The sequence below is a fragment of the Mangrovibrevibacter kandeliae genome (assembly GCF_024519155.1).
In the GTDB taxonomy this organism is placed as follows: Bacteria; Pseudomonadota; Alphaproteobacteria; order Rhizobiales; family Rhizobiaceae; genus Mangrovibrevibacter; species Mangrovibrevibacter kandeliae.
In genome coordinates this window covers 290,899-317,132 of record NZ_JANIFJ010000003.1, presented here as the reverse complement: position 1 = coordinate 317,132, position 26,234 = coordinate 290,899, and the positions used below count along the sequence as shown (strand labels likewise).

At 68.7% G+C, this 26,234-nt stretch carries 25 protein-coding genes and 3 tRNA genes; 13 read left to right on the top strand and 15 right to left on the bottom strand.

Annotated elements, in window-relative coordinates:
- Positions 1-2 precede the first annotated feature (2 nt).
- Complete coding sequence (recJ, locus tag NPA30_RS11125) at positions 3-1,793, top strand: single-stranded-DNA-specific exonuclease RecJ (RefSeq protein WP_256802740.1); 1,791 nt, start codon at positions 3-5, stop codon at positions 1,791-1,793.
- Positions 1,794-1,839: 46 nt separating this feature from the next.
- Here the strand turns inward: recJ and cysG are convergent, their stop codons facing one another.
- The 4 genes from cysG to gloA form a co-directional block, all read right to left on the bottom strand.
- Entirely contained in the window at positions 1,840-3,270 is a 1,431-nt protein-coding gene (gene cysG / locus NPA30_RS11120; RefSeq protein ID WP_256802889.1) for a siroheme synthase CysG, read from the bottom strand.
- A gap of 577 nt (positions 3,271-3,847) precedes the next feature.
- Positions 3,848-3,922, bottom strand: a tRNA-Glu gene (locus tag NPA30_RS11115).
- A 98-nt stretch (positions 3,923-4,020) separates the two neighbouring features.
- On the bottom strand, positions 4,021-5,121 hold the full coding sequence (locus NPA30_RS11110) for a YcbK family protein (RefSeq protein WP_256802737.1): 1,101 nt from the start codon (positions 5,119-5,121) through the stop codon (positions 4,021-4,023).
- Positions 5,122-5,401: 280 nt separating this feature from the next.
- The gene (gene gloA / locus NPA30_RS11105; RefSeq protein WP_256802736.1) at positions 5,402-5,842 is read right to left on the bottom strand and encodes a lactoylglutathione lyase; all 441 of its coding nucleotides are present in this window, start codon (positions 5,840-5,842) and stop codon (positions 5,402-5,404) included.
- A gap of 262 nt (positions 5,843-6,104) precedes the next feature.
- Between gloA and NPA30_RS11100 the strand changes: the two genes are divergently transcribed.
- The 3 genes from NPA30_RS11100 to NPA30_RS11090 all read left to right on the top strand — a co-directional run bounded on the left by NPA30_RS11100 (position 6,105) and on the right by NPA30_RS11090 (position 8,269).
- Complete coding sequence (locus NPA30_RS11100) at positions 6,105-6,779, top strand: hypothetical protein (protein ID WP_256802734.1); 675 nt, start codon at positions 6,105-6,107, stop codon at positions 6,777-6,779.
- 438 nt (positions 6,780-7,217) lie between these two features.
- Positions 7,218-7,796, top strand: coding sequence for a cold-shock protein (locus tag NPA30_RS11095; protein WP_256802733.1), 579 nt, complete (start codon positions 7,218-7,220; stop codon positions 7,794-7,796).
- Between the two features lie 20 nt (positions 7,797-7,816).
- Positions 7,817-8,269, top strand: coding sequence for a DUF192 domain-containing protein (locus tag NPA30_RS11090; protein ID WP_256802732.1), 453 nt, complete (start codon positions 7,817-7,819; stop codon positions 8,267-8,269).
- 96 nt (positions 8,270-8,365) lie between these two features.
- Here NPA30_RS11090 and NPA30_RS11085 read toward each other — a convergent pair whose 3' ends face one another.
- From NPA30_RS11085 to metC, 5 genes are all read right to left on the bottom strand, one after another.
- Positions 8,366-9,187, bottom strand: a complete 822-nt coding sequence (locus NPA30_RS11085) for a hypothetical protein (RefSeq protein WP_256802731.1) — start codon at positions 9,185-9,187, stop codon at positions 8,366-8,368.
- A gap of 219 nt (positions 9,188-9,406) precedes the next feature.
- A tRNA-Arg gene (locus tag NPA30_RS11080) sits at positions 9,407-9,482 on the bottom strand.
- Between the two features lie 91 nt (positions 9,483-9,573).
- Positions 9,574-9,879, bottom strand: coding sequence for an ETC complex I subunit (locus tag NPA30_RS11075; RefSeq protein ID WP_256802730.1), 306 nt, complete (start codon positions 9,877-9,879; stop codon positions 9,574-9,576).
- A 58-nt stretch (positions 9,880-9,937) separates the two neighbouring features.
- Positions 9,938-10,014 (bottom strand) — tRNA-Pro (locus NPA30_RS11070).
- Between the two features lie 48 nt (positions 10,015-10,062).
- Positions 10,063-11,250 carry a cystathionine beta-lyase gene (gene metC / locus NPA30_RS11065; RefSeq protein WP_256802729.1) on the bottom strand — a complete coding sequence of 396 codons (1,188 nt, stop codon included), beginning with the start codon at positions 11,248-11,250 and terminating at the stop codon, positions 10,063-10,065.
- Between the two features lie 223 nt (positions 11,251-11,473).
- Here metC and NPA30_RS11060 point away from each other — a divergent pair, with 223 nt between their 5' ends.
- The 5 genes from NPA30_RS11060 (at position 11,474) to NPA30_RS11040 (ending at position 17,468) form a co-directional block, all read left to right on the top strand.
- Positions 11,474-12,493, top strand: a complete 1,020-nt coding sequence (locus tag NPA30_RS11060) for an amino acid ABC transporter substrate-binding protein (protein ID WP_256802728.1) — start codon at positions 11,474-11,476, stop codon at positions 12,491-12,493.
- 116 nt (positions 12,494-12,609) lie between these two features.
- Complete coding sequence (locus tag NPA30_RS11055; RefSeq protein WP_256802727.1) at positions 12,610-13,800, top strand: amino acid ABC transporter permease; 1,191 nt, start codon at positions 12,610-12,612, stop codon at positions 13,798-13,800.
- An 18-nt stretch (positions 13,801-13,818) separates the two neighbouring features.
- Entirely contained in the window at positions 13,819-15,318 is a 1,500-nt protein-coding gene (locus NPA30_RS11050) for an amino acid ABC transporter permease (RefSeq protein WP_256802726.1), read from the top strand.
- Positions 15,319-15,331: 13 nt separating this feature from the next.
- Positions 15,332-16,126, top strand: coding sequence for an amino acid ABC transporter ATP-binding protein (locus NPA30_RS11045; RefSeq protein ID WP_256802725.1), 795 nt, complete (start codon positions 15,332-15,334; stop codon positions 16,124-16,126).
- Positions 16,127-16,256: 130 nt separating this feature from the next.
- Complete coding sequence (locus NPA30_RS11040; protein WP_256802724.1) at positions 16,257-17,468, top strand: AI-2E family transporter; 1,212 nt, start codon at positions 16,257-16,259, stop codon at positions 17,466-17,468.
- 32 nt (positions 17,469-17,500) lie between these two features.
- Here the strand turns inward: NPA30_RS11040 and NPA30_RS11035 are convergent, their stop codons facing one another.
- Positions 17,501-17,824 carry a hypothetical protein gene (locus NPA30_RS11035; protein WP_256802723.1) on the bottom strand — a complete coding sequence of 108 codons (324 nt, stop codon included), beginning with the start codon at positions 17,822-17,824 and terminating at the stop codon, positions 17,501-17,503.
- A 232-nt stretch (positions 17,825-18,056) separates the two neighbouring features.
- On the opposite strand from NPA30_RS11035, the gene NPA30_RS11030 reads away from it, so the two are divergent.
- Positions 18,057-18,575, top strand: coding sequence for a hypothetical protein (locus NPA30_RS11030; RefSeq protein ID WP_256802722.1), 519 nt, complete (start codon positions 18,057-18,059; stop codon positions 18,573-18,575).
- 2 nt (positions 18,576-18,577) lie between these two features.
- Here the strand turns inward: NPA30_RS11030 and NPA30_RS11025 are convergent, their stop codons facing one another.
- The 5 genes from NPA30_RS11025 to NPA30_RS11005 all read right to left on the bottom strand — a co-directional run bounded on the left by NPA30_RS11025 (position 18,578) and on the right by NPA30_RS11005 (position 23,999).
- The gene (locus tag NPA30_RS11025; RefSeq protein WP_256802721.1) at positions 18,578-18,889 is read right to left on the bottom strand and encodes a polyhydroxyalkanoic acid system family protein; all 312 of its coding nucleotides are present in this window, start codon (positions 18,887-18,889) and stop codon (positions 18,578-18,580) included.
- 133 nt (positions 18,890-19,022) lie between these two features.
- Positions 19,023-20,363, bottom strand: a complete 1,341-nt coding sequence (locus NPA30_RS11020) for a DEAD/DEAH box helicase (RefSeq protein ID WP_256802720.1) — start codon at positions 20,361-20,363, stop codon at positions 19,023-19,025.
- Between the two features lie 248 nt (positions 20,364-20,611).
- Positions 20,612-21,670, bottom strand: a complete 1,059-nt coding sequence (locus NPA30_RS19615) for an OmpA family protein (RefSeq protein WP_256802719.1) — start codon at positions 21,668-21,670, stop codon at positions 20,612-20,614.
- 926 nt (positions 21,671-22,596) lie between these two features.
- Entirely contained in the window at positions 22,597-23,757 is a 1,161-nt protein-coding gene (locus NPA30_RS11010) for an FAD-dependent monooxygenase (protein WP_256802888.1), read from the bottom strand.
- Complete coding sequence (locus NPA30_RS11005) at positions 23,754-23,999, bottom strand: zinc-finger domain-containing protein (protein ID WP_256802718.1); 246 nt, start codon at positions 23,997-23,999, stop codon at positions 23,754-23,756. Before NPA30_RS11005 ends, NPA30_RS11010 begins: the two co-directional genes overlap by 4 nt.
- Before the next feature lie 128 nt (positions 24,000-24,127).
- On the opposite strand from NPA30_RS11005, the gene NPA30_RS11000 reads away from it, so the two are divergent.
- The 3 genes from NPA30_RS11000 (at position 24,128) to NPA30_RS10990 (ending at position 26,227) form a co-directional block, all read left to right on the top strand.
- Complete coding sequence (locus NPA30_RS11000) at positions 24,128-24,901, top strand: alpha/beta fold hydrolase (RefSeq protein WP_256802717.1); 774 nt, start codon at positions 24,128-24,130, stop codon at positions 24,899-24,901.
- A gap of 166 nt (positions 24,902-25,067) precedes the next feature.
- Complete coding sequence (gene cysE, locus NPA30_RS10995) at positions 25,068-25,892, top strand: serine O-acetyltransferase (protein ID WP_256802716.1); 825 nt, start codon at positions 25,068-25,070, stop codon at positions 25,890-25,892.
- 125 nt (positions 25,893-26,017) lie between these two features.
- Positions 26,018-26,227: a DUF3126 family protein gene (locus NPA30_RS10990; RefSeq protein ID WP_256802715.1), complete on the top strand. Its 210-nt coding sequence runs from the start codon at positions 26,018-26,020 to the stop codon at positions 26,225-26,227.
- Positions 26,228-26,234: the final 7 nt, after the last annotated feature.

The window sequence follows — 26,234 nt, the reverse complement described above, 5'->3', positions numbered from 1 at the left end:
CCATGGCTGGAACGGAACGGGTCTTTCTCGGCGTCGAGCGCTCGGTCGGCGGCCGGCGCTGGGTCCACGGGCTCGATGCGCAGGCCGAGGCCGCGGCGCTCCGCATTGCCCAGCTGCACGGCCTGCCGGAGCTGCTCGGCCGGGTTCTCGCCGGGCGCGGCGTCGCCGCCGATGCGGCGCCGGCCTTTCTCGATCCGACGATCCGGGCGCTGATGCCCGACCCGTCGAGCCTGACCGACATGGATCGTGCCGCCCGCCGGCTCGCCGACGCGGTGGAGCGGCGCGAGCGCGTCGCGATCTTCGGCGACTACGACGTCGACGGTGCGGCGTCGGCCGCGCTGCTCTGGCGCTACCTGTCGCATCTCGGCCTCGCGCCGCAGATCCGCATCCCCGACCGGATCGTCGAGGGCTACGGACCGAACCTGGACGCCATGCGCGCCCTGGCCGCCGAGGCCTCGCTCATCGTCACCGTCGACTGCGGCGTCTCCAGCCACGAGGCGATCGCGGCGGCCAGCGCGGCGGGCGCCGACGTCGTCGTGCTCGACCATCACCAGGCCGGCACGACGCTGCCGGCGGCGGTCGCCGTGGTGGACCCGAACCGGCAGGACGACCTTTCGGGCCAGGGACATCTGGCGGCGGCGGGCGTCGTCTTCGTGACCCTCGCCGCGGTGTCGCGCGAGTTGCGGCGGCGCGGGCGGGCGCCGGGCGACCTGCCGGACCTTTTCGCCTGGCTCGATCTCGTGGCGCTCGCGACGGTCTGCGACGTGGTCCCGCTGATCGGTTTCAACCGGGCGCTCGTCGTCAAGGGGCTGCAGGTCCTGCGCCAGCAGCAGAATGCCGGGCTGCGGGCGCTCGCAAGGATTGCGCGCATCTCCGGCCCGCTCGACTCCTATCATCTCGGCTTCCTGATCGGTCCCCGCATCAACGCGGGCGGGCGCATCGGGGAGGCACATCTCGGCAGTCGGCTCCTGACCATCGCCGAGGCGAGCGAGGCCGACGCGCTCGCCGAGCAGCTGCACGTTCTCAACGCGGAGCGCCAGGCGATGGAACGCGAGATGCTCGCCGACGCGGACGCCGAGGCGACGGCCGAGATCGGCAGCGGCGAGGGGCCGCCGGTGCTCGTCATCGCACGCGAGGGCTGGCATCCCGGCATCGTCGGGCTGATCGCGGCGCGCCTGAAGGAGCGTCACCGCCGCCCGGCCTTCGCCATCGCCTTCGACGCCAGCGGGCGCGGCACGGGCTCCGGCCGCTCGGTCGGCGGCTACGATCTCGGCCGCCTGGTGCGCCGCGCGGTCGAGGCGGGCATCCTCGTCAAGGGTGGCGGCCACGCGATGGCGGCGGGCATCACCATCGAACGCGATCGCCTCGGCGACTTCCGCGCCTTCGTCGAGGCCGAGGCGGCGAGAGAGGTGAGGGTGCTCATGGCGGGCGAGGCGCTGCGCTTCGACGGCGCCGTGAGCGCCGGCGGCCTGACGCTTGCCTTCGCCGAGACGCTGGAGCGGGCCGGGCCCTTCGGCTCCGGGCACCCGCAGCCGCTCTTCGCACTGCCGCGCCATCGGATCCAGTCGGCCGCGCCGGTCGGCGGAGGCCATGTGCGGGCGGTGCTCAAGGCCGCCGACGGATCGACGGCAGCCGCAATGGCCTTCCGAGCCGAGGACACCGAGCTCGGCCGCCTGCTGCTCGGCGGACGCGACCGGCCGGTGCATGTCGCAGGCACGGTCTCGATCGACCACTTCCGCGGCCAGCCTTCGGCCCGGCTGCGGATCGTGGACGCGGCCGAGAGCATCGACTGACGACGAGCGATGACCGGGCGAGCGAAGCGCCGTCCGGAAGGCAGGATCAGGCGGAGGCCGCCTGGTCGAGCTCGGCTGTGGGCTGTGCTGCCGCGGCCTCCTCGAACACCCGGCCGATGCCGATCAGAATCGGCCGGTCGACCCCGATCCGCTCGACGATCGCGCCGAGCTCCGACAGGCGCCCGGCCGCGCGGGTCTCGTCGGCACGCGACAGGTTGGCGGCGACCGCGACCGGCGTGTCAGCCGGCAGCCCCTCGGCGACCAGGCGCGCGGCGATGCGGGCCGCCATGCGGCCGCCCATGTAGAAGATCGTCGTCGCGTGTGCGTCGGCGAGCGCCGGCCAGTCGAGATCCTCGGGCAGGCCGCCCTTCTGGGAATGGCCGGTGACGAGGCGCAGCTGCTGGGCGCGGTCGCGATGGGTGAGCGAGACGCCGAAGGCGGCGGCGAGCGCCGAGGCGGCGGTGATGCCGGGCACGATGGCGGCGGGGATACCCTGGCGCCGGAGCTCGGCGAGCTCTTCGCCGGCCCGGCCGAACACCGACACGTCGCCGGACTTCAGTCGGACGACGTGCTTGCCGGCCTTGGCGAACTGCACCATCAGCCGGTTGATGTCCTCCTGCCGGCAGCTCTCGCGCGACGCCCGCTTGCCGACGAGAAGGCGCTTGGCCTCCCGCCGCGCCAGCTCGAGGATGTCGTCCGACACGAGGTCGTCGAAGAGGATGACGTCGGCGGCCTGCAGCGCGCGAACCGCCTTGAGCGTCAGGAGCTCGGCCTCGCCCGGACCGGCGCCGACCAGCGTCACCCGGCCGCCGGCGGCGGATGAGGCGGCGAGTTCGCCGACGAGGCGGCGAACGTCGTCCTCGGCATCGGCGTGCGGCGCCCGGGTCGTCAGGGCCCAGTCGGCAAAGCGCTCCCAGAAGGCGCGGCGGGCAGGACCGGGCGCGAGGCGCTCCATGACGGCCGCCCGTGTGCGCGCCGCGAGGGCCGCCCAGTCTGACAGGCCCGGAGGCAGCAGCGTCTCGATGCGCCGGCGGATGGCCTGGCCGAGGATCGGCGCCGCGCCATCGGTGGAGATGCCGACGACCACGGGGGAGCGGTTGACGATGGAGCCGAAGCGGAAGTCGCAGAAGGCCGGCTTGTCGACGACGTTGACCGGCACGCCAGCCGCCCGCGCTGCGCAGGCGAACGCCTGCGCCTCACTCTCGCCCTCGAGATCGCCGACGGCGATCGCCGCGCCGGCGAAGACGTCCACCGCCCAGGGGCGGTCGTGATGGCGTATGTCTCCGGCTGCCGTGGGCGCGTTCAGAAGGGACGCCATCTCCTCGCCGAGCTGGTGGGCGGGAACGTACAGATCGACAACGGCGCCGGCCGCAGCCAAGAGCTCGGCCTTCCAGGCCGCGCCGTCGCCGCCGCCGACCATGATGGCACGACGCCCGGCGAGATCGAAGAAGACGGGCAGCGTCGCGAGGGGACCCAGCCGCTGCGGCCGTGCTGCCGCAGCTCTCCCGGCAGCCCAGCCGTTTCCTCGCTCGTCCTCGTCGAATGCGCCTGTCATCAGACTCCCGGTCCCTCGCCCTCATACGGGGAGGTGGCGGGCCCTGCGCCGCCACCTGTCACTCTCGCTGAGCAGGCGAGATGATGTTGCGCCGGCGAGGACAACGCAAGCACAGACAGACGCCTCAGAGCGCCGCGAGGAGAAATTCGTCCTCGGATGTCGTCGCCCTGCACCCGACAACAGGAGATCGTCGCGCCGTCGACGTTACGGTTCATTGAAGGACGGGAACCTGGGGCGACCGGAGGCGGACAGAGCCACCGCCTCGGCGATATCGCGCCGCCCGCACCCGTCCCGGCGGGACGAGCCGGCGCCAGTCGCGGCGTGGGCGGGGAACGGCTTGCGCAGCGCGTCGGACAACACGGTCGAACACGGTCGCGATCGCTTCAGGCGGTACGAAGCTGATCCGGGTGCGGCTCGTCCCAAGTCGACGGCGAGCACGAGGGAAAGGACGCCGGACACCGGCGCAGCTGCTCCACAACGCAGTCGCGTGCTCGGGAAATGGTACGCCCAAGGGGAATCGAACCCCTGTCTGCGCCGTGAAAGGGCGCTGTCCTAACCGCTAGACGATGGGCGCAGCGGGCGGATGTATAGGGCGAGTCGCCGCTGACCGCAACCCGCTTCGAACGTCGTCGAAGGCGCAGGGGACGGGCGCCCGGGCCGGCCTGCGCGCACTCAGGTGCGAACGCGCCGGCAGGCCCAGTTCCAGTCGCGCTTCGGGCCGATGTCGACGTGGATCGCGTCGGTGTAGCAGTAGGTGCCGACGCCGCCGCGTCCGGGCAGGCCGCGCACGAAGGCGGCGACCGCGAACTTGTCGGCGTTCGGGATGATGATGTCGGCCGCCTTGCACGACATGTGCATCGAGCGCTTGGCGCCGTTGACCCGGCGGTTGTGGTCGGGATCGCGGTAGCCGGAGGTGACGATCACCTTGGTGCCGAAGCGCTGCTCGACCTGGTGCAGCAAGGAGACGAGCTGCGGCTGGAAGCAGCCGGTGTCGACGTCGGGCCGCTGCACCGTCAGGCCGTTCGGGGCGAGGCGCGCCAGCCCCGTGAGGGACGCGACGCGATAGGCCCCGCTGGTGATCTCGTCGGCATCCTCGAGCGCGTCCTCGTCCGCGGATGCACGGTGGCCGATCTCGAAGAGCGAGGTCGGATCGACGCCGGGCAGGGAGGCCGTCTCGACCGGTGCACCCTCGTGACGCAAGAGGACGCGGCGGCTCTTGGTGCTGTCGGTGTTCTTGATCGGCACCCGGGCCTGCGACTGGGTGAAGAGCGATTCGTAGAGCGTCGAGCCGTTCGCGGCCGGCTTGCTCTGCTGCAGCAGCTTGTCGGTCGCGCTCGCCGGCGCCGGCTTCGCTTCGGCGAAGGAGGTGAGGCTGACCTTGCCGGCGGAAGGGGTGGCCGCGCGCTCGGGGTCGACCGCTGCGTCCTTGGCCACGTCTGCTCCGCTGGCAGAGGCTGCTGCGGCCGCAATCAGGCGCTTGGCGTCGGGCTGCGCCGCGGCGGCTGGCCCGGCGTCCGGCGCCGCAGCGGCCCGCGTGCCCTCAGCCGTGCCCGCGTTCGAGCCGGCGTCGGCCGATACGGCGGAACCAGGGCCGTCGATGGAAAGGCCGCCGGGGCCGGCTCGACCGGTCTGCTGCGCAGTCTGGAAACCGAGCGCTCCGGGATCGTCCACGGCCGACACGCAGCCGCCGGCCAGCATCAGGCCGGTCGAGACACCGACGGCGAGCGCGGCGCGGCCGACGGCGCGGACGCGGGATCGGATGGTTGGCTGCAAGACTGGCACTTCCTCTCGACCGCCGCGGACCCGGCCGCGGCGCCACCCCCATGAGCAGGCCGCTCCCGCGGCCCTTATGCGACGTTCCGGCACCGCGACAAGCCATGTCCCCGCCGGCCGCGGCGCCTGCCGGCTCGCTTATCGCATCAAGCTTGCCTCAGCATCCATGGATGCCAGGCGGAAGATGCTGTGCTTGAGCCTGCCGATTGTGGTTGGATCGTCCCCCGACCCGATCGTCAAGACCTATGGCGGGATTGCGGCGGCAGAATGACGCGGCGCCTCACCAGACGCCGGTGTTCTGCATGCTCGCCCAAGGCTCGGCGCTCGGCTTGGCATCGCCCTTCTGGAGCAGCTCGATCGAGATGTTGTCGGGGGAGCGGACGAAGGCCATCCGGCCGTCGCGCGGCGGCCGGTTGATCGTCACGCCGGCATCCATCAGCCGCTGGCACGTCTCGTAGATGTCGTCGACTTCATAGGCAAGGTGGCCGAAATTGCGCCCGCCGTCGTAGTCCTCGGGGTCCCAGTTGTGGGTCAGTTCGACCAGCGGCGCGCGCACGCTCTCGCCGGCCTCGACGTCTTCCGACGCGGCGAGGAAGATCAGCGTGAAGCGTCCCGACTCGTTGTCGATGCGGCGCACCTCGCGCATGCCGAGCGTGCCGCAGTAGAAGTCGAGCGAAGCCTCGACGTCGGTGACGCGCACCATCGTGTGCAGATAACGCATGTGAGATCTCCGAATTTCTTGCAAGGCCGCCCGACCGGACGGCGAAGGTTCGTCCTGCGGCGCCGAACAGGGCCGGCAGCGCCGGGCTAGTCATAGCGGCACGATCGCTGCAGCCAAGCCTCGAGGGAACGGTTTTCCGGCAAAGCAAACAGCGGCGGCAGCCTCGGAACCCCTGCAATCGCGCGTCGGTTTCGATTGCATCGATGCCGCTCTGGCGTGTGGTCGTGCGGCATCCTTCACCAAAACAAGAAGGATCCTTGGGATGAACGGACAAACCATCATCGTCGCGAGCGCCGTGTTGCTCCTCGCCGGAACCGGCATCGCGTCGGCCGACTGCGCCGACGACATAGCCTCTCTGGAGGCACAGTGGTCCGGCGCCGGGCCGCAGGGCGCGTTCGCACAGCCGGCACAGCCGGGGAACGGCCAGACGACGAACTTCCAGCAGAGCGCGTCGTCCGACTCAGCCAACGGGCAGACCCCGTCCGCCCGGCGTCAGCCGATCGCCAAGGACGGCAGCCTTGCGCCGCTCCAGAGCGCGTCGAATGCGCAGGCTCCAGATGGAGGAGCAGGTCAGGGCCGGCAGCAGACGGCGGCCTCCGCGACGGCAAGCGGAGCTTCGCAGCAGGCGACAGCGACCGCTCAGCCCCAGCACTCGGCGGCGGCCCGCACGACTGGCCTCAGCAAGGACGGCAGCACCGCGCCCTTGGCCAGCACGCCGGGCCAGCCGGACGAGCAGATCGCCACTTCGCAGCAGGCCGTCGATTCGCAGCAGGCCGGCGTCGACCGGCAACAGACCGCCTCCACCCAGGGGGCAGCGGCCGGATCCGGCGACGCGGATCAGCGGCAGGAGGCGCTGCGTCAGGCGATGGCCGCGCGTGACAACGGCGACGAAGCCGCGTGCCTCGCCGCCGTCCAACGGGCGCGCGGGACCGAGTAGGCGACGGTCCATCCGCCAAGCTGAGGCCGCCGCGCGAGATGTGCGGCGGCGCGCCTACGAGGGCACATTTCGGTGATAGCTTTCGCAAGCGGACGGCCATCCGGCTGCCGTCGCAGCGACGGAGCAACGGCGATGCATCGTCTGCGAACGGGCACCCGAGACCGGTTGCGCGTAGATCAATCTCAAGAACTGGCAAGCAGTGCGGCTTAAAGTCTGACGTCCGGGGGAGAGCGGCGGTACTGTCAGGCGTTCTTCCGAAAGTTGCGGCCGCAGCCTTGGCGCATCAGCGGAGAGGTATTCCTATCCGGCTAAGAAACCGCTCGCCGCAGGTGTGCGAAGGCTAAAGGTTAATCTTTCGCCTCTCAAGTGCTGACAGACCCGCATAAAGTGCTATCGTGTCTGCGTGTGATTCGATTAGCGTGAGAGGCGGGCTCCGAGATGCCGGAGAAGACCTCGGTCCATGTGTCAGATTACGGCGCCCTTTCAGACGACGGGGTGCTCGGCCTCGAGGTCGTGTCGGGGCACATCAAGTGGTTTGACGTGGCGAAAGGGTTCGGCTTCATCGTTCCGGACGACCAGGGCCCGGACATCCTGCTCCACGTGACCTGCCTGCGCCGCGACGGGTTTTCCACCGCCCTCGAGGGGACGCGTCTCGTGTGCGAGGTGCAGCGCGGGGAGAAAGGGCTGCAGGCCTTCCGCATCCTCTCCATGGACCAGTCGACCGCGATCCATCCCTCGCAGCTGCCGCCCTCGCGCACGCATGTGACGGTGGTGCCGACCAGCGATCTCGAGCCGGCGATCGTCAAGTGGTTCAATCGCACCAAGGGCTACGGATTCCTCTCGCGCGGCGATGGGACGGAGGATATCTTCGTCCACATGGAGACGCTGCGCCGCTTCGGGATGACCGAGCTGCGGCCAGGGCAGGGCGTGCTGGTGCGCTTCGGCACCGGCTCGAAGGGCCTGATGGCGGCGGAGGTCCATCCGGAGACCGGCCCGGTGCAGCCGTCGTCGCATTGAAGCCGACCGGAGACCCGTTCATGCGTAGACTCATTCTCGGCGCCGCTGCGATCCTCGTGGCCGGCGTCATCGGCTATGCGGCGGCGTTCGCCGGGGCCTCCACGGCTGTTCTGACGACGAAGTCCGGCGAGCATCGGATCTCGGTCGAGGTCGTCGACACGCCGCAGAGCCGCGAGGTCGGGCTGATGAACCGCGAGAGCCTGCCCGCCGACAGCGGCATGCTCTTCGTGTTCCAGGAAAATCGCCCTGTCACCTTCTGGATGAAGAACACACTGATCCCGCTCGACATGCTGTTCATGGATCCGACGGGCAAGGTGACCCACATCGCGACCAACGCCCAGCCGCTTTCGCTCGACCTCGTGCCGTCCGGCGGTCCGGCGACCTATGTGCTCGAGATCAACGGCGGCGCGGCGGCCCGCTACGGCGTCGCCGTCGGTGACCGGCTGACTCACCCGGCGATCAAGGGCGACTGACCACCCGTCCCCGTGAAGGGGCCGCGGGACCTGCCCGCGGCTCGGGAGGCGGGTCTTCGCCGGACTTCGAGCAGAGAAGGCCGCGCGAGCGCCGGCTCAGTCGCCGAACTGCTGGCGGCGCGCGTCGAACATCCGGCGACGCGCATCGAGCATACGGCCCCGATCCGACCCGGACGGATCCCCCGCCGTGCCGTCGAAGTCGGCTCCGCCGATCCCGTCCCGTCGATCGCCATGGTCGCGGCTGTCGTGCCGATCCGGCGCTCGGGAGCGGTCCGCCCGATCGCGATCGCCGAAGCCGTCGCGCCAGACATGATCCCGGTCGTCGTCGTAATCGCCCCTGTCGCGCCAGTCGCGGTCATCGGCATCGCGGTGGTGCCAGTCGTGGTCATCTCGGCCATGCGCGTGGCCGTTTCGATCATGCCGATCCGGCCGCCCCCAGTCGTTGCGCCCGTCGCGCCGGTGTCCGTCGTCGCCGCGCCAGTACGACGGATCGCGATCACCGCGGTGCCCGCGACCCCAATCGTCCGACGGGCTCCAGGAGCCGACGCCGGGGCGCGACTGCAGCGGCATGGAATAGCCGTTCTCGTGGCGGAACCACTCGCGTTCGGCGAGGGGAGCCGGCTGCAGCACGCTCGAGCGGGTGTCGCGGCCACCGTGCCACTGGGCCATGCGCACCCGCGCACCGATGCCGGCGTCTGGGGCACCGCGGTCAGCCGCGAACGACGGAAACGGAGTGGCCGCTGCGGCGGCAAGACTCGCTACGAACAACGCGTGACGGATGTCGAACGATGGCACAGGTGTCCTCCTGAAATCCCCACGTAAGATCGTGCGCCAGGGCCTGATCGCAAGTTTATGCCGCCGACTCCTTGCAGGTGACGTTAACGGACCGCCGGGCTCGAGGCGCAGCGCGAGGTTCATCGCTGCCACGCCTTGGGAAGGCTTACCGGGACCACGAGAGTTTGAATTGCAGCGGGACGGTGATGCGCCGGCCGCCATCGGCGTCGACGGCTGCAGTCGAGCGACATCGGCGACGAGAACCGTCTCTGAACCAGAACGGCACGTGCACGACAGCTGAAACGCTGCGGCTCCTGTTCCTATTCGTCGCTCGGAGAGGAGGCCGTAAGCCACTGAAATTGCTGGCGACCCCGGCAGGATTCGAACCTGCGACCATCGGCTTAGAAGGCCGGTGCTCTATCCTCTGAGCTACGGGGCCGCGTGCCGGCGCACGCGCCGCCGGTTTGTCTAGCAGAAAAGCATGAAGACCGCATGGCCGGTCTGGAGAAGCCGACCGAAGTGTCAGACGTTCAGTGCGTCCAGGGCTGACGCCGATCGTACTTGAAGTTGTCCGAATAGGAGATGCGCCGGCGGGTCGTCGACTTGAAGTCTTCGACCCGGTAGGGGATCGCGTTGCGCTCGGCGTACTCGATCGCCTGCTCCTTGGTCTCGAAGGAAAGGCGGATCTGGCTCTTCATGTCGCCGGAGGACGTGTAGCCCATCAGCGGCTCGACCCGCTTCTGCTCCTCCGGCTCGTAGACCAGCAGCCACTCGCGCGTCTTGGCATGGCCGGACTGCATCGCGGTGCGGGCTGGGCGGTAGATGCGGGCGACCATCGAGAGCCTCCTGAAGGGCCGCGGCGGCGGCCGGGTGTTCCGTCGCGCGGCCGAACGATGGTCGGAGCGGCAGGATTCGAACCTGCGACCCTCTGGTCCCAAACCAGATGCGCTACCAGACTGCGCTACGCTCCGAGCCGCTTCGGCCTCGCGGCAAGCAGATGCAAGCCGCGAGGCGGTTAGTCAAGCCTGTCGGAGCGCCGTCACCGCAGCGAGGCCGGCTTCGAGGTCGCGCTGCAGGTCTTCCGGATCCTCGAGGCCGATCTGCAGGCGGATCACCGGGCCGTCGCTCGGAGCCTTCGCCACCGTCCGGTCGGCGAGGTTGCAGTAGACGGCCAGGCTCTCGAAGCCGCCCCAGGAGTAGCCGAGGCCGAAGATGCGCAAGGCGTCGAGGAAGGCCGCCGCTTCCGTGTCGCCGCCGCCGGCCAGAACGATCGAGAACAGGCCGCTCGCGCCCGAGAACTGGCGCTTCCAGAGCGCGTGCCCGTCGAAGCCGGGAAGTGCGGGATGCAGCACCCGCGCGACCCCCGGCATGCCCTCCAGCCACTCCGCGAGCTGCAGCGCGGCACGCTGATGGTGCTCCAGCCGGACTGCCATCGTCTTGAGCCCGCGGATGACCAGATAGGTGTCGTCCGGCGCGCCGTTGATGCCGATCGCCATCTGCGTCTCGCGCAGCCGGCCGAAGCTGTCCTGGGTCGCCGACACGCTGCCGAGCATGAGGTCGGAGTGGCCGCCGGGATATTTGGTGAGGGCATGGATCGACAGGTCGACGCCATGCTCGAGCGGGCGGAAGAACAGCGGCGTCGCCCAGGTGTTGTCCATCATCACGACGGCATCACCGGCATGGGCGACGTCGGACATGGCGCGCACGTCCAGCATCTCGAAGGTGTTGGATCCGGGCGCTTCCAGAAACACGACGCGCGTCGTCGGCCGCATCAGACGCGCAAGGCCCTCGGCGCCGATCGAAGGGTGAAAGTACTCGGTCTCCACCCCCATCCGCTTCAGGACGCTCCCGGCGAACTGCCGGGTCGGCGAGTAGACGCTGTCGACGACCAGGAGATGGTCGCCGGCGCTCAGGAACGCGAGCAGGGGCAGGGTGACGGCGGCAAGGCCCGACGGCACGAGTACAGTATTGTGCGCGCCCTCCAGCTCGCTAAGCATGGCTTCCAAAGCATCGGTGGTCGGCGTCCCCCGTAGCCCGTAGCGGTATTTCTGGCCGTTGCCGCGCATGGTCTGCGTGTCGGGAAAGAGAACCGTCGAGGCCCGAACCACCGGCGGATTGACGAAGCCGTGGAAGGCATTGGGGGCATGTCCGCCATGCATGATGCGCGTGCGAACGCCTGAAACGGTATGCTCGTGATCGTCGGCCATATGAAATAATATACCTCTGCGCAGCTGCCGTTATGTATAAGGGCATACTTTCATCAGGAGAATGGAAAAACGCGCGTCACACGCTTGACCTGCCGCTTTTTATGGCATGTGATCGCGGCGTGGCAATGACCCGGAATCGAAGGGTGCCCGGACAAAGACGGGTGGCAGACGTTGTCTGCTCGCGCCAGCCAATCCTTGAATAGATCAATGGGAAGGTGACCTGATGAACTTGAAGCTCCTGACAGCCGCGCTCGGTCTGACCGTGGCCGGCGCCGCGATCGGACACGCGTCCGCCGCGACTCTGGACGACGTGAAGTCCCGCGGCGCGCTGCGGTGCGGCGTCAACACCGGCCTGCCGGGCTTTGCCTCGCAGAACGACCAGGGCGCCTGGCAGGGCCTCGACGTCGACTACTGCAAGGCAATCGCCGCCGCGGTGCTCGGCGATGCGAGCAAGATCCAGTACGTGCCGCTCTCGGCCGTGCAGCGCTTCCCGGCGCTGCAGAACAACGAGGTCGACGTTCTGGTGCGCAACACCACCTGGACGATGGGCCGCGACACCTCGCTCGGCCTGAACTTCACGGGCGTCAACTACTATGACGGCCAGGGCTTCATGGTCCGCAAGGACCTCGGCATCAACTCGGCGCTGCAGCTGTCGGGCGCGACGGTCTGCGTGCAGAGCGGCACCACGACCGAGCTGAACCTCGCCGACTACTTCGCCGCCAACAACATGACGTACAACCCGGTCGTCATCGAGGCGCAGAGCGACGTCAACGCCGCCTACGACAGCGGCCGCTGCGACGTTCTGACCACCGATCAGTCGGGTCTCTATGCCTCGCGCCTCGAGCTCGGCAACCCGGACAACAACGTCGTGCTGCCGGAGATCATCTCCAAGGAGCCGCTCGGACCGGCGGTTCGCCAGGGCGACGACCAGTGGTTCGACGTCGTCAAGTGGGTGGGCTTCGCGCTCGTCAACGCCGAGGAACTCGGGGTGACGCAGGCGAATGTCGAGGAGATGGAGAAGTCCGACAACCCGGAGATCCGTCGCATGCTCGGCACCGACGGCACCTTCGGCACCGATCTCGGCGTCGACAAGGACTGGGCCGTCAAGGTGATCAAGGCCGTGGGCAACTACGGCGAGATCTTCGAGCGCAACGTCGGCTCGAACACCCCGCTCGGCATCGCCCGCGGCCAGAACGCCCTGTGGACCAAGGGCGGCCTGCAGTACGCGCCGCCGATCCGCTGATCGACTGACCGGCTGATCCCGGTCCGGCGGCTCATCGCCGAACCGGTCGCTCCGTCGAACCCGCCGTCCGCCCCCGGGCGGCGGGTTCTCCCAGGACAGGGAAGATCCAGACCTCGATGACGACTCAAACCCAAGCGGTTCCCCAGCACCGATCCGGCGGCTCGATCCTGAGCAACGCCTTCTATCGGGGGATCTTCATCCAGGTCTTGCTGGTGGTCGGGCTCGTCGCCTTCGCCTGGTGGATCGTCGACAACACCGCGCGCAATCTCGCGCAGGCCCATATCGCGTCCGGCTTCGGCTTCCTCACGACCCGCTCCGGCTTCGACATCTCCCAGCACGCGATCGATTATTCGAGCAACGCCACCTACGGGCGCGCCATCGTCGTCGGCATCGTCAACACGATCATCATCGCCGTCACCGGCATCGTGATGGCGACGATCCTCGGCTTTCTCATCGGCATCGGCCGCCTGTCGCACAACTTCCTGATCCGGAGCCTGTCGACCGTCTACGTCGAGACGTTCCGCAACATCCCGCCGCTCCTCGTCATCCTGTTCTGGTATTTCGGCGTCCTCGCCGTCCTGCCGCAGCCGCGCGGCGCGATCTCGCTGCCGCTCGGCGGCTACATTTCCAACCGCGGCCTGCAGACACCCAGCGCGCAGTTCGAGGCCATCGCATGGCTGACCTTCGCCGCGCTGGTCGTCGGCCTTATCGTCACCTGGATGATCGCGCGCCGCAACAGGCGTCTGCAGCTCGCGACGGGCGAGCGCCGCGCCTTGCTTGCGCCGGCCCTCGGGCTCATCGTCGGCCTGCCGCTGGTGGTCTTCCTCGTCACCGGCCTGCCGGTGGCCTTCGAATACCCGACGAAGAGCACGTTCAATCTCGTCGGCGGCTTCCAGGTGAAGCCGGAGTACCTCGCACTGTTCCTGGCGCTGTCGGTCTACACCGGCGCCTTCATCGCCGAGATCGTGCGGGCGGGCATCCTGTCGGTGGCCAAGGGTCAGACCGAGGCTGCTTCCGCACTGGGTCTGCGCCGCAGCCACATCCTGCGGCTCGTCGTGGTGCCGCAGGCCTTTCGTGTGATCATTCCGCCGCTGACCAGCCAGTATCTGAACCTCACCAAGAACTCCTCGCTCGGCCTGGCGATCGGCTATCCCGAGCTCGTGGCGGTCGGTTCGACCGTGCTCAACCAGTCCGGCCAGACGGTGGAGGTCGTGGTGATCTGGATGGCGATCTATCTCGGCATCAGCCTCACCGTCTCGATCTTCATGAACTGGTTCAACGCCAAGATGGCGCTGGTCGAGCGCTGATCCGAGGACTTACGAAGAATGGAAGAACAAGTCGCTCGTTTCGTCGCCCGCGGCCAGAAGGAGGCGCTTCCGCCGCCTCCTTCGGAAACCGGGATCTTTGCCCGCGCCCGCCGGCACCTCTTCGCCACGCCCGGCGACAGCGTCCTCACGGTCATCGCCGCCCTCTTCATCGCGTATGTCGTCTATCACCTCTACGAGTGGGCCGTCGCCGCGGCGGTGTTCGAAGGCAGCGACCGCACCGCATGCGTGAGCAACGACGCGGTCGAGATCGGCGCCTGCTGGATCTTCGTGAAGGCCAAGTTCGGGCAGTTCGTCTACGGCCTTTATCCTCTCGATCAGCGCTGGCGCGTCGACATCGTCTTCGCGCTGCTCGTGCTCCTCGTCGCGCCGCTCGCCATTCCGCGGGTGCCGTACAAGGGTCTGAACGCGGTCCTGCTCTTCGCCGTCTTTCCACTGATCTCGCTCGTGCTGCTCACCGGCGGCGAGTTCAATCTCGGCGGCGGCGGGGTTGCCTTCTTCTTCGCCGCTGCCGCATTCGGCGCGCTGTCGGTCGCCTCGACGAAGGCGCGGATGGAGGAGCAGGGTGCGCTGACCCGCATCGCCTCCGGCCTCGCGATCCTCGCCGCGATCGTCTGGCTCGCCTCGTGCTTCATCGGCGCCGATAGCATTCGCTTCCTGGGCATGCGGTTCTCCGTGCTCGCCCTGCTCAGCTTCGCCGCCGCGATCGCCTCGATCGCGGTTCTCGCCGTCGCTGCGCTGCGGGCGGGCGAGGGGCCGAGGGGTGCCGTGCAGATGATCGTCCCGGCGATCATCGCGATTGTGGTGATCGTGCTGCTCGCCGGCGATTTCGGCCTGACCACGGTGCCGACGAGCCTGTGGGGCGGTCTCCTCCTGACGCTCGTCGTGGCGCTGACCGGCATCGCCGCGTCGCTGCCACTCGGCATTCTCCTGGCGCTCGGCCGCCGCTCGAAGATGCCGGCGGTGAAGCTGATGTCGATCATCTTCATCGAGTTCTGGCGCGGCGTGCCGCTGATCACCGTCCTGTTCATGGCGAACTTCATGCTGCCGCTGTTCCTGCCGACCGGCGTGACGATCAACCAGCTCTTGCGTGCGCTGGTCGGCGTGGCGCTGTTCTCCGCGGCCTACATGGCGGAGGTGGTGCGCGGCGGCCTGCAGGCGGTGCCGAAGGGCCAGTATGAAGGTGCGGCCGCGATGGCGCTGACCTACTGGCAGACGATGCGCATGATCATCCTGCCGCAGGCGCTGAAGCTGGTGATCCCGGGCATCGTCAACACCTTCATCGGGCTCTTCAAGGACACCAGTCTCGTCTACATCATCGGCCTCGCCGATCTCCTCGGCACGGTGCGCCGCGGCTTCAACGATCCCAACTGGATCACCGAGACGACCCCGGCGACCGGCCTCGTCTTCGCCGCCTTCGTCTACTGGCTCTTCTGCTTCTCGATGTCGCGCTACTCCATCTTCATGGAGCGTCGTCTCGACACCGGGCACAAACGATAAGGAACGTCTCGCCATGTCCTCCGTGCAAGCCGCCGCTCCCCAGGCCAATCGCGTGAACGCTGCGCCGCTGTCGAACGAGGTCGTCATCGAGCTCGACAAGGTCAACAAGTGGTACGGGCAGTTCCACGTCCTGCGCGACATCGACCTGAGGGTCCGGCGCGGCGAGCGGATCGTCATCTGCGGGCCGTCGGGCTCCGGCAAGTCGACGATGATCCGCTGCATCAATCGCCTGGAGGAGCATCAGAAGGGCCGCATCACCGTCGACGGGATCGAACTCACCAACGACCTGAAGAAGATCGACGAGGTGCGCCGCGAGGTCGGGATGGTGTTCCAGCACTTCAACCTCTTCCCGCATCTGACCATCCTCGAGAACTGCACGCTGGCGCCGATCTGGGTGCGCAAGATGCCGAAGAAGCAGGCCGAGGAGGTCGCGATGCACTATCTCAAGCGCGTCCGCATCCCCGAGCAGGCGAACAAGTATCCGGGCCAGCTCTCCGGCGGCCAGCAGCAGCGCGTGGCCATCGCCCGTTCGCTCTGCATGTCGCCCAAGGTCATGCTGTTCGACGAGCCGACCTCGGCGCTCGATCCGGAGATGATCAAGGAGGTGCTCGACGTCATGGTGGGCCTCGCCGAGGAGGGCATGACCATGCTCTGCGTGACCCACGAGATGGGCTTCGCCCGTCAGGTGGCCAACCGCGTGATCTTCATGGATGCCGGCCAGATCGTCGAGCAGAACGTGCCGGAGGAGTTCTTCACGAACCCGCAGCACGAGCGCACCAAGCTCTTCCTGTCGCAGATCCTGCACTGAACTGTCGCGCCGACGGGCGAGCTGCGATCTCGCCCGCCCGGGATGGGGACACGCCCGCGGGGGCCCGTTTGCCAGGCACGGAACGAAGCCCTGAGGGCCGCGTTCTTCGGTCTCGTCGGGGGGCATGGATGTGGCGTCAGAACTTGCCGAGAAGCGCGTCGTCCACACCGACGGGGCCGTGACCTCTCCGGCACCGCAGCACGAAGCCGGCGAGGCGCTGGTCTACGCCGATCCACGGCCGAGTTGGCCGGTCACCGGCATCTTCTTCATCCTGTTCTTCGGTGCGCTCTACCTTGCGGCAAGCTTCGTGCTGCCGGTGGTGATCGCGCTCCTGTTCGCGCTGGTGCTGAGCCCCGTCGTGCGCTTCTTCCGCCGGCGGCTGAAGATCTGGGAGCCCATCACCGCCGGGTTGCTCGTCATCGGCGCGATGCTGACGCTGGTCTTCGGCTTCTACATGCTGAGCGATCCGATCACCCAGATCGTCAACGACGCGCCCCGCTATGTCGAGGCGGTGGACAAGGAGATCCGCACCGTCCGGGACAAGATCACGCGGCTTGAAGGTGCCCGCCACACGGCCGCTCAGGCGGTGAGCGAGGGCGAGCCGCCCCCCGGCGGCGGTGCTGAAGCGGCCCAGGGGCAGGGCCAGAACGGGGAAAATCCGCAGGAGGTCGTGATCGGCAACGCCGACCTCTTCAGCAATGCCACCACCGTGGTGCCGCAGGTGATCGCGAGCGTCGGCTTCGCGCTCGTCTTCCTCTTCTTCCTGCTGGCATCCGGTGACCTCTTCTACCAGAAGCTCGTGCGCGCCATGCCCACGCTTTCGGACAAGAAACGCGCGCTGCACATCGCCCACGACATCGAGCGCGAGCTGTCGCGCTATCTGTTCACGATCACCATCATCAACATGGGACTGGGCGTTGCCATCGGGACATCGATGTGGCTCTGCGGCCTGCCGACCCCGATCATCTTCGGCGCGCTCGCCACGCTCCTCAACTACATCCCGTATCTCGGTGCGGTGGTGGGGATGAGCATCGTCGGGGTGATCTCGCTGACGCTGTTCGGCAGCCTCGGCGACGCGCTCGTGCCGGTTGCCTTCTATCTCGCCTGTACCACGATGGAGGGCCAGTTCGTCACGCCTGCCGTCGTCGGGCGTCGGTTGGAGATGAACGCCGCGGCGATCTTCCTGGCCGTCGCCTTCTGGGGCTGGATCTGGGGCGTGGTCGGCATGTTCCTCGCCGTGCCGCTGATGGTGGCGGTCAAGGTCTTCGCCACGTACACCCAGCCGCTCGGGGCGTTCGGCGACTTCATCTCGGTCGAGAAGCCGCGCGACGAGGAGGATTGAGCGACGGACGGTGGCGGCGCGGCAAGGGCGCCTTAGCCTCCGACGGCGTAGTATCGACCGGCGACACGCTCGCGCTCCTCAGGCTCCACCGTCTCCCGGAAGCTGGTGAAGCGGATCCCGCCCTCGCGCCCGTCGAGCCAGACGAGCTGGGCCGGCTGCTTCACCCCCTCGACCTCGTCGAACAGGAAGAACGGCTTGCTGAGCGTCATCGGCGCGAAGAAGCCGAGCCTCGCGCCGCGCAGCGACCGGTCGAGGATGAGGCAGTCGCACAGGAAATGTCCGCTCCTGAGATCCAGGAGCTTGCCGGGGCGCAACCGCGTGCGCGCGCGGGGATAACGTCTGGCCTCGCTCGGCATTTCGCACTCCACACAGGACTCTTATCCTGAACCAGCCGGCGCAGGATGTCACCGTGGCGCCGCCGACACCGCCCTCCGCCGATGAACAATTCACAAGCCGTTAACTATAGGGTCAGGAACATGACGAACAGAGGGTGAAGAAGCCCACTCGAAGCCGCGCATCGGCCTGATGTCAGAAGGTTGTTAAGTATGAGCCGGCAGGCTGATCCTCAATTGTTGACGAGGATGCATCATGTCGGTTGCCAATCCGCTTGCACAGAAGGTCGGCCAGCTCAGCGATGCTGGATCGGCGGGCGCCGGTACCGTTCCGCTCGTCGCGGTCTCGGCGACACGCGTCCTGCGCAACGGCGACCATCTGTCGAGACTGTTCGTCGCCGGAGCACTCGTCGCCTCGATCGCCTTCTTCACCGTCGTGGTCCGGATCTCGAACGACGATCCCGACTACTTCACGCAGCGACTGGTGGCCAAGCTCGACCGCAACGTCGACCCGATCATCACCGGCTCCACGTCGAAGAAGTCGCCGCCGGCGATGCCGGTGCCCCTGATCGAGCGCGGTGCGCCGACGCCGCAGGACTATCAGGTCGTCTCGATCTACGAGGGTGAGGCAACGCTTGCCACCCTCGACGAGCTCTTCCATGTCCGGGTCGGCTCGAGCCTTCCCGGCCTCGGCACCATCACCGCGATCGTTCCGACGAAAGGCGGCGGGCGGATTGCCACGCAAGCGGCCGTGCTCACCATGAGCGGCGGCTGACGCTACTTCTTTTCGAGGAGCAGGGCGCCTTCCTTCTGGATCTGGCCGCGCAGCTTGTTGGCGATGGCCGCCAGAAAGCCGGGCAGGTCGATCTCGACGTGCACGTTGTCGTCGAGGACGTCGAGACGGCCGGTCACCGACTGGCCCATGACCTTGGCCGTGAAGTCCAGGTGATCGTCGGTCCAGACGTCGTCGAACTTCACCATGCCGCCCAGCATGTCCTGACGCAGACGGCCGAAGCCGCTCTCGATCCGCGCGCGTGCCGTGGCACGGGTCAGCTTGTGCGGGATGTCGACCTTCACCGTCTCGGCCATCACTGCCTCCGTTGTTTCGACGCTGGATATGGCAAGGGCCACCGGGCTTCGCAATCCGGCGCGCCCATCCGGCGTGCGGCCGGTGCCACGCCGGTGGCCATGGAGCCACCGGCGGGCGGGATTGTCGCTGCGATCAGGCGCCGGCGGCGGCCGCAGCCGGACGGCCGCGACCGCGGCTGCGCCGGCCACGCCGCGAGGCGCCAGCAGGTTTGCCCGCGGCAGGTGCACCCGCGCCGCCGCGTGCGGCCGAGGTACCTTGCGGGCGGGCGGCGGCCGGACGCGCGTTGCGCGGCGGGCGCGGCGGGCGCGGCTCCTCGGCGGGTCCAGCCATCATCTCCGCCGTCACGTTCGCGTCTTCGATCTCGAAGCGTTGCCGGGTGAAGCGCTCGATGGCCTTCAGCTTCGGGCGCTCGGACGGATCGACCAGTGCGACGGCGATGCCCGACCGGCCCGCCCGGGCGGTGCGGCCGATCCGGTGGACGTAGTTCTCCGGCTCCTCCGGCAGGTCGTAGTTCACCACATGGCTGATGTCGTCGACATGGATGCCGCGCGCCACGATGTCGGTGGCGACGAGCACCGCCGTCTTGCCGCTGTGGAACTCGCCCAGCGCCTTCTGGCGGGCGCCCTGGCTCTTGTTGCCGTGGATCGGCAGCGCCGCGATGCCGGCCTTCTCGAGGTCGGCCGCAAGCTTGTTGGCCCCGTGCTTGGTGCGGGTGAAGATGACCACCTTCTCGTAGGCGGGCTCGCGCAGGGCCCGGATCAGCCAGCCCTTCTTCGCCTTCTGCGGGATGCCGACGATGCGCTGGTCGATCTTCTCGACGGTGATCACCTCGGGGGTGACCTCCACGCGGACCGGGTCCTTCAGGATCTTGGCGACGAGCGAGCCGACGCTCTGCGGCATCGTGGCCGAGAACAGGAGCGATTGGCGCTGGCTCGGAAGGGCCTTCACGATGCGGGTGATGTCCCGGATGAAGCCCATGTCGAGCATCCGGTCGGCTTCGTCGAGGACGACGTGGCGCACATCGGCGAGCGTCACGGCCTTCTGCTCCATCAGGTCGAGGAGCCGACCGGGCGTGGCGATGACGATGTCGAGGCCGCTGCGCAGCGCGTCCATCTGCGGCCGGGCGCTGACGCCGCCGAACACGGTCTGATGGCGCAGCTTGGTGCCGGCGGTGAGGCTCTTGACCGTCTCGGCGATCTGAATCGCGAGTTCGCGCGTCGGCGCGAGGACGAGAGCGTGGACGGCGGTCGGCCTCGGCCGCTTGTCGAGCTTGAGGAGGGCGTCGATCACCGGCAGCGAGAAGGCTGCGGTCTTGCCGGTGCCGGTCTGTGCGATGGCGAGGACGTCACGCCCCTTCAGCACCGCAGGAATGGCCTGCGCCTGAATCGGCGTCGGCGTGGTGAGGTCCATGCGCGCAAGCGCAGCGAGCAGCGCGTCGGAGAGCCCGAGCGTCTGGAAAGTAGAGGAGGTCAAGGAAAACCTTTGCGTGGTGCGAGCGTGGGCTCGCGAAAGGCCGACCGTCTTCGCGCTGGCGGACGTGTCGGCGGGCCGTGGCCGGTCAAAGGAGACCGGCGGCGCTCGAAGGTCCAGACGATGGTCGGAAAGCCAAAGGGCGCAGCGCGATCACGGCGTGCACCCGGCATATGATGCATTGCGGCAGAAAGGTCAACCGGCTGCGACGGGCAGGCCGCCGCAGCCGGAAGGTCAATCCGTCGGCTCGGTCAGTTCGACGCGGCGTTGACCGGTTTGACGAGCGGGGTGATCCGCCGCAGGGTCACCCGGCGGTTCTCGCGGCTGGCGGACTGCGTCTTCACCTTCAGATACTGCTCGCCGTATCCCTGGGTGACGAGGTTCTCCGGCGGGATGTCGAAGTAGGTCGTCAGCGCCGCGGCGACGGACTCGGCCCGTTTGTCGGACAGAGCCAGGTTGGCGAGGTCGCTGCCGACCGCATCGGTGTGGCCCTCGATGAGGAACGTCTCGTCGGGGTTCTCGTCGATCACCCGCGAGACGACGTCGGCGAGAGCCTTCAGGTTGCGGGCCTCTGCATCGGAGATGGCTGCCGAGCCACTGTCGAAGTTGATGGTGTTCAGATCGATGCGGCGCACCTTGTCGCGCACGCGCTCGGACCGGCGAACCTCGTCGACCGTGTAGATGCGCTCGACCGTCTCGACCGGCGGTGCGACGATCGTGTCGTAGTAGAGATCCTCGTCCGGCCGATCGACGTCGACGATATACTCGTCCTCGGGAATCGAGACGCGCAGCGGCGGCAGGTCACGGCCGACATCGCGATAGTAGTCCGGCCGACGCCGATCGCTGCGATCCTCCGGCGCGTAGAACAGGACGACCTCCCGCCCGTCCGGCATGATCCGCGACCGCTGGATCACGTCACCGTAGCGGTCGGTGATCGTGACCACCTGGACCCCGTTGGGGCGCACGATGGTCTCGCGCTGGCGACCGCGCGGCAGCTCCTCGGTGTAGGTATCCTGAGCGCCGTCGGACAGGCGGTCGTCGTCGTTGGAGCGGATGAAGTAGGAAGCGGCAGCGCCGGCAACGGCGCCGACGGCAGCGGCCGTGCCGAGCTTCACGATCTCCCGGTCGCCGTCCCGCTTAACCACGTCGACGCCCTCCGGCGTCCGCCGTTCGCGACGACGGTCGACGCGGCGGCCTTGTTCTTCCGTGGCCGACCGGACTTCGACCGGCTCGGCCAGCTGCTGGACCCGGGCGTCGCTCGCGCCGATCTTGCCCTGTTCGACAGGCGCCGACTGAACGTCCGCCGGCACCGGCTCCGGCGCCCTTTCGCCGCGGCGAGCGGGACGAGCGCCTTGCGCCTGCTGGTCAGTCCCCGTTTCGGTCGGGCTCTGGGGTGCCTGCGCATCCGAAGGCTTTGCCGAGGGCTTGGCGGACCGCGGCGACCCGGGGATAGGGGCCTTGACCGCCGGCGCATCGCTCCCTGCAGACGTATCAGCCGGGGCCGTGGCAGGGGCCGCAGCGCCACTGTCGGTGGCGGCCGGCGCGTCCGGTGTGGCAGCCGGAGCCGGGGCGGCTTCGGGCGCCGGCTCGGCAGGCTCGCCCTTCGGAGCCGCTGCGGCGGGCGCCGCGTCCGGCGCAGGTTCAGCCTGCGACGCACTCGGTTCGGACGCCGGAGCCTCGGGTTCCGATGCCGGCGCACTCGGTTCGGCGGTCGGTGCGGTGGGCTCGGGTGCGGGCGCTGCGTCCTGAGGTGCCGGCGCTTTCGGAGTGGCCGGCTCCTCCGGCGCGCTCGGCGCACTGACGTCAGGCTCGGCCGGAGCGGCCGGTTCCGGTGCGACGGGCTGTGCCGGTTCCTCGACACTCGGTGCCGCGGGCTCCTGCGCTGCAGGCGCCTGGATTTCGGCGGGTGCCTCCTGCTGTGCGGCCGGCGCCGGTTCGGCCGGTGCCTCATCGGTGGCTGGCGGCGGCGGGGGCGGCGTCTCGTCCGATGCCTGCGCGACCCGCAGCGGGGTCTGCACCTGAGCATAGCCGAGGCCCGGCGCGGTCAGCGTGGTCGAGGCCGCAAGCGCGGCGACGGACAGCAGCCTGCCGGTCCGCTTGAATTCTAACATGATGGAGTTTCCTCTGGACTTGTCCGTTGCGTCCGCTGCGTGGCTGCCCGGTGGGGCATAAACGCACACAACGGTCTGTGAACTCGGGCTGCGGCGCTCCGTTCCACCCGGCACGCCAGACCGGTTCAAGCCGGCGGGTGCCAGTCGTAGAGCCAGGCGAGATCGGTGCCGAGCCGCTCCGCAGAACGCAGGCGGAGCGCCATGTCGCGTCCGAGGCTGAACGGGAAGGGCAGGTGGTAGATGCGGCGGTGGAATGCGACCCGCGCCCGGACCCGGTCCACCCGTGGCCGCCGGAGCGACTCGAACCGGTCGAATGCCTGCGCGGCCGAAGCCGAGCCGGCCAGCAGCTGCGCCGCGACACTGGCGTCCTCGAGGGCCAGTGCGGCGCCTTGCGCGGCAAAGGGTGGCATCGCGTGCGCGGCATCGCCGATCAGCAGGATGCCCGGCGCAGCGTGCCATCGCCGCGCCGGCGGCACGGTCAGCAGCGGCCAGCGACTGACTTCGCCTGCTCCACGAAGCATCCCGATGAGGCGCGGATCCCAGCCTTCGACCTTCGCCAGAGCCTCCGCCCGCGGCTCGCCGGCCGTGCCGGCCTCGCGATGGCCGAGGACCACGACGTTGATCGCCTGACCGGCGCGGATCGGGTAGGCGACCGCATGGGCAGAGGCTCCGAGCCAGGCCTCGATGCCACCGGTCGCACCAGCAGAAGGAGCCGAGACCGTCATGCGCCAGGCGGTCAGCCCCGTGTCCTGCGGCGGCGCAAGCCCCAGACTGGCGGCGAGGCGTGAATTCACACCATCCGCGCCGACGACGACGGACGCCTCGACCGTCTGTTCGCCTCCGGCCGTCTCGAAGGCGAGGGCGTGGCCGGCTGCGACCGGGCGGCAGCCGCGCAGCGTCGTCCCGAGCGTCAGCGTGATCCTCGGCTCCTGCAAGACCGCTGCGACCAGGGATCGCTGCAGGTCGGCGCGATGGACCGAAAGGTAGGGCGTTCCGTCCGAACCGCCGACCGGCACCCGGGCGATCGTCCTGCCGCTTCGCCAGCCGCGCAACGTGACGGCCCGGGCTTCGACCGCCGAGGCAGACGCGGCCGCGAGCAGGCCCAGCTCGGCCAGAACCCGCAGGGCATTGGGTGAAAGCTGCAGGCCCGCACCGACCTCGTCGAGCACCGGCGCCCGCTCGAAGAGCGAGACGTGCAAACCGCGGCGCGCCAGCGCGAGCGACACGCCGAGGCCGGCGATGCCGGCGCCGACGACGACAACCGGCGCGGCGGCGTCTCGCCTCAGGCGGCAGCCTCGAGGAAGAGGCAGCCCGCCGGCAGGGTCTCGGTCGCCTTCAGGCTCGTGTTGAGGCGGTACAGCGTCGAGCAGTAGCCGCAGACCATCTCGCGCTCGTCGCCCATGTCGATGTAGACGTGCGGATGGTCGAAGGGCGGCGTCGCGCCGACGCACATGAACTCGCTGACCCCGATCTCGATCGCCTCGTGGCCCGCGTCGTTCTGGAAATGGGGAATGACGTGATCCGCCATCGCGCGCTCCTCTGCTCTGTCGCGGCGGACCATATCGAGCGCCAAAGCAAAAGAACAGGCGGTTGATGCGCCGCACGATCGGTGCTGAAAGCCCGGGTGGACAGCTGAGCGGGGCAGGAGAGTCGGCGATGGAGACGTTCGAGCATGACGGTCTGGAACTCGCCTATCTCGACAGCCGACCGAGCGACGACGCGCCGACGGTTCTTCTGATTCACGGCTTCGCCTCGAACCTCCAGGTCAACTGGGTCGACCCCGGCTGGATCAAGACGCTCAACGAGGCCGGTTACCGGACGGTCGCCTTCGACCATCGCGGCCACGGCCTGAGCTCGAAGCCGCACGACAGCGCCGTCTACACGCCGGCGCGCATGGCCAACGACGCGCTGGCGCTGCTCGACCATCTCGGGATCGAACGGGCGGCTGCCTTCGGCTATTCGATGGGCGCGCGCATCGCCGCCTTCGCGGCGCTGGAGGCGCCCGACCGCCTCACGGTGCTCGTCTTCGGCGGCCTCGGGATCGGCCTCGTGGAGGGGGTCGGCGATTGGGACCCGATCGCGGCGGCACTGCGCGCGCCGTCGCTCGACGAGGTGTTGGACGAGCGCGGCCGGATGTTCCGATCCTTTGCCGACCGCACCCGGAGCGATCGGATCGCGCTTGCCGCCTGCATCGAGGCCTCGCGCGAAGAGCTGTCGCCGGCGGAGGTCGGCTCGATCGAGCAGCCGACCCTCGTCGGCGTCGGCACCCGTGACGAGATCGCCGGCTCGCCCGCGGCACTCGCCGCGCTGATGCCGGCGGCGGAGGCCTTCGACATTCCCGGCCGCGATCACATGCTTGCGGTCGGCGACCGCAGCTTCAAGGCCGCAGTGGTCGGCTTCCTCGATCGCAACCGCGCACGCTTGCGCTGAGCCGGACCTGCCGGGACAACGCCGCGCGGGATGTCCGGAGCCTTTGCCGCCATGGGCCGGTTCCGATAAAAGCTTCGGGAGCACACGCTGCGGCGTCTGCCGCCGGCCGTCCCCGTGCCTATCTGCATCGAGGCTCGCCGTTGATCGAGAGAGAAGGAGCGGCGCGATGAGCGTCTGGACCACGAAATCGGATGAACGCCTGCGTCCGCTCGATCCGATCTGGCACAGCGTGCGCGAAGAAGCGCTCGAGGCGGCCGAGCGCGATCCGGCGCTGGCAGGCTTTCTGTACGGGACGGTGCTGAACCATCCTTCGCTCGAGGCCTCGCTCATCCATCGCGTTTCGGAGCGACTGGATCATCCGGATGTGCCCGCGACCCTGATCCGCCAAGGGTTCGCTGCGATGGCCGAGGCCCGGCCGGAGTGGAGCGAGGTGCTGCGCATCGACATCCAGGCGGTGCACGACCGCGATCCGGCCTGCGAGCGCTATCTGGAGCCGCTGCTGTACTTCAAGGGCTTCCACGCCATCCAGACGCACCGGCTGGCCCATTGGCTCTGGTCGGAGGGCCGGCGCGACTTCGCCCTGTACCTGCAGTCGCGGTCCTCCTCGGTGTTCCAGACCGACATCCATCCGGCGGCCAAGCTGGGCCGCGGAATCTTCCTCGACCATGCGACGGGGCTCGTCGTCGGCGTCACCGCCGAGATCGGCGACAACGTCTCCATGCTGCAGGACGTGACGCTCGGCGGCACCGGCAAGGAGTTCGGCGATCGTCACCCGAAGATCGGCCGCGGCGTGCTGATCGGTGCGGGGGCAAAGATCCTCGGCAACATCCGCGTCGGCGACTGCTCCAAGGTGGCGGCGGGATCGGTGGTGCTGAAAGAGGTGCCGCCGCGTTCGACGGTCGCCGGGGTGCCGGCAAGGATCATCAACACCAACAGTTGCTGCGACGAGCCGTCACGCGAGATGGATCAGACCCTCGACGCCGAGGGCTGACCGCCGGTTCGAGCGTCGTCGCCTCGGGCGGCGTGCGGTGGCGAGCCCGCCGGCGCCCCTCGCGCTATTGATTCATTTCGAATATCCCTAGCTTCCCGCTACCGCGGTCAAGCAAGGAGACGAATGTGAAGCCCGACGAGATCCGCAAGCTGGAACGGTATCTGAAGTCCCGGTTCAGCTCGGCCGCCATCGAGGTGCGCGCCCTGCCGCGCAAGAACGATTCGGCGGAGGTGTATGTCGAGGACGAGTTCGTCGGCCTGATTTCCAAGGACGAGGAGGAAGGGGAACTGTCCTACCACCTCACCATGACGATCCTGGACATCGACCTCGAGTAGGCCCTGT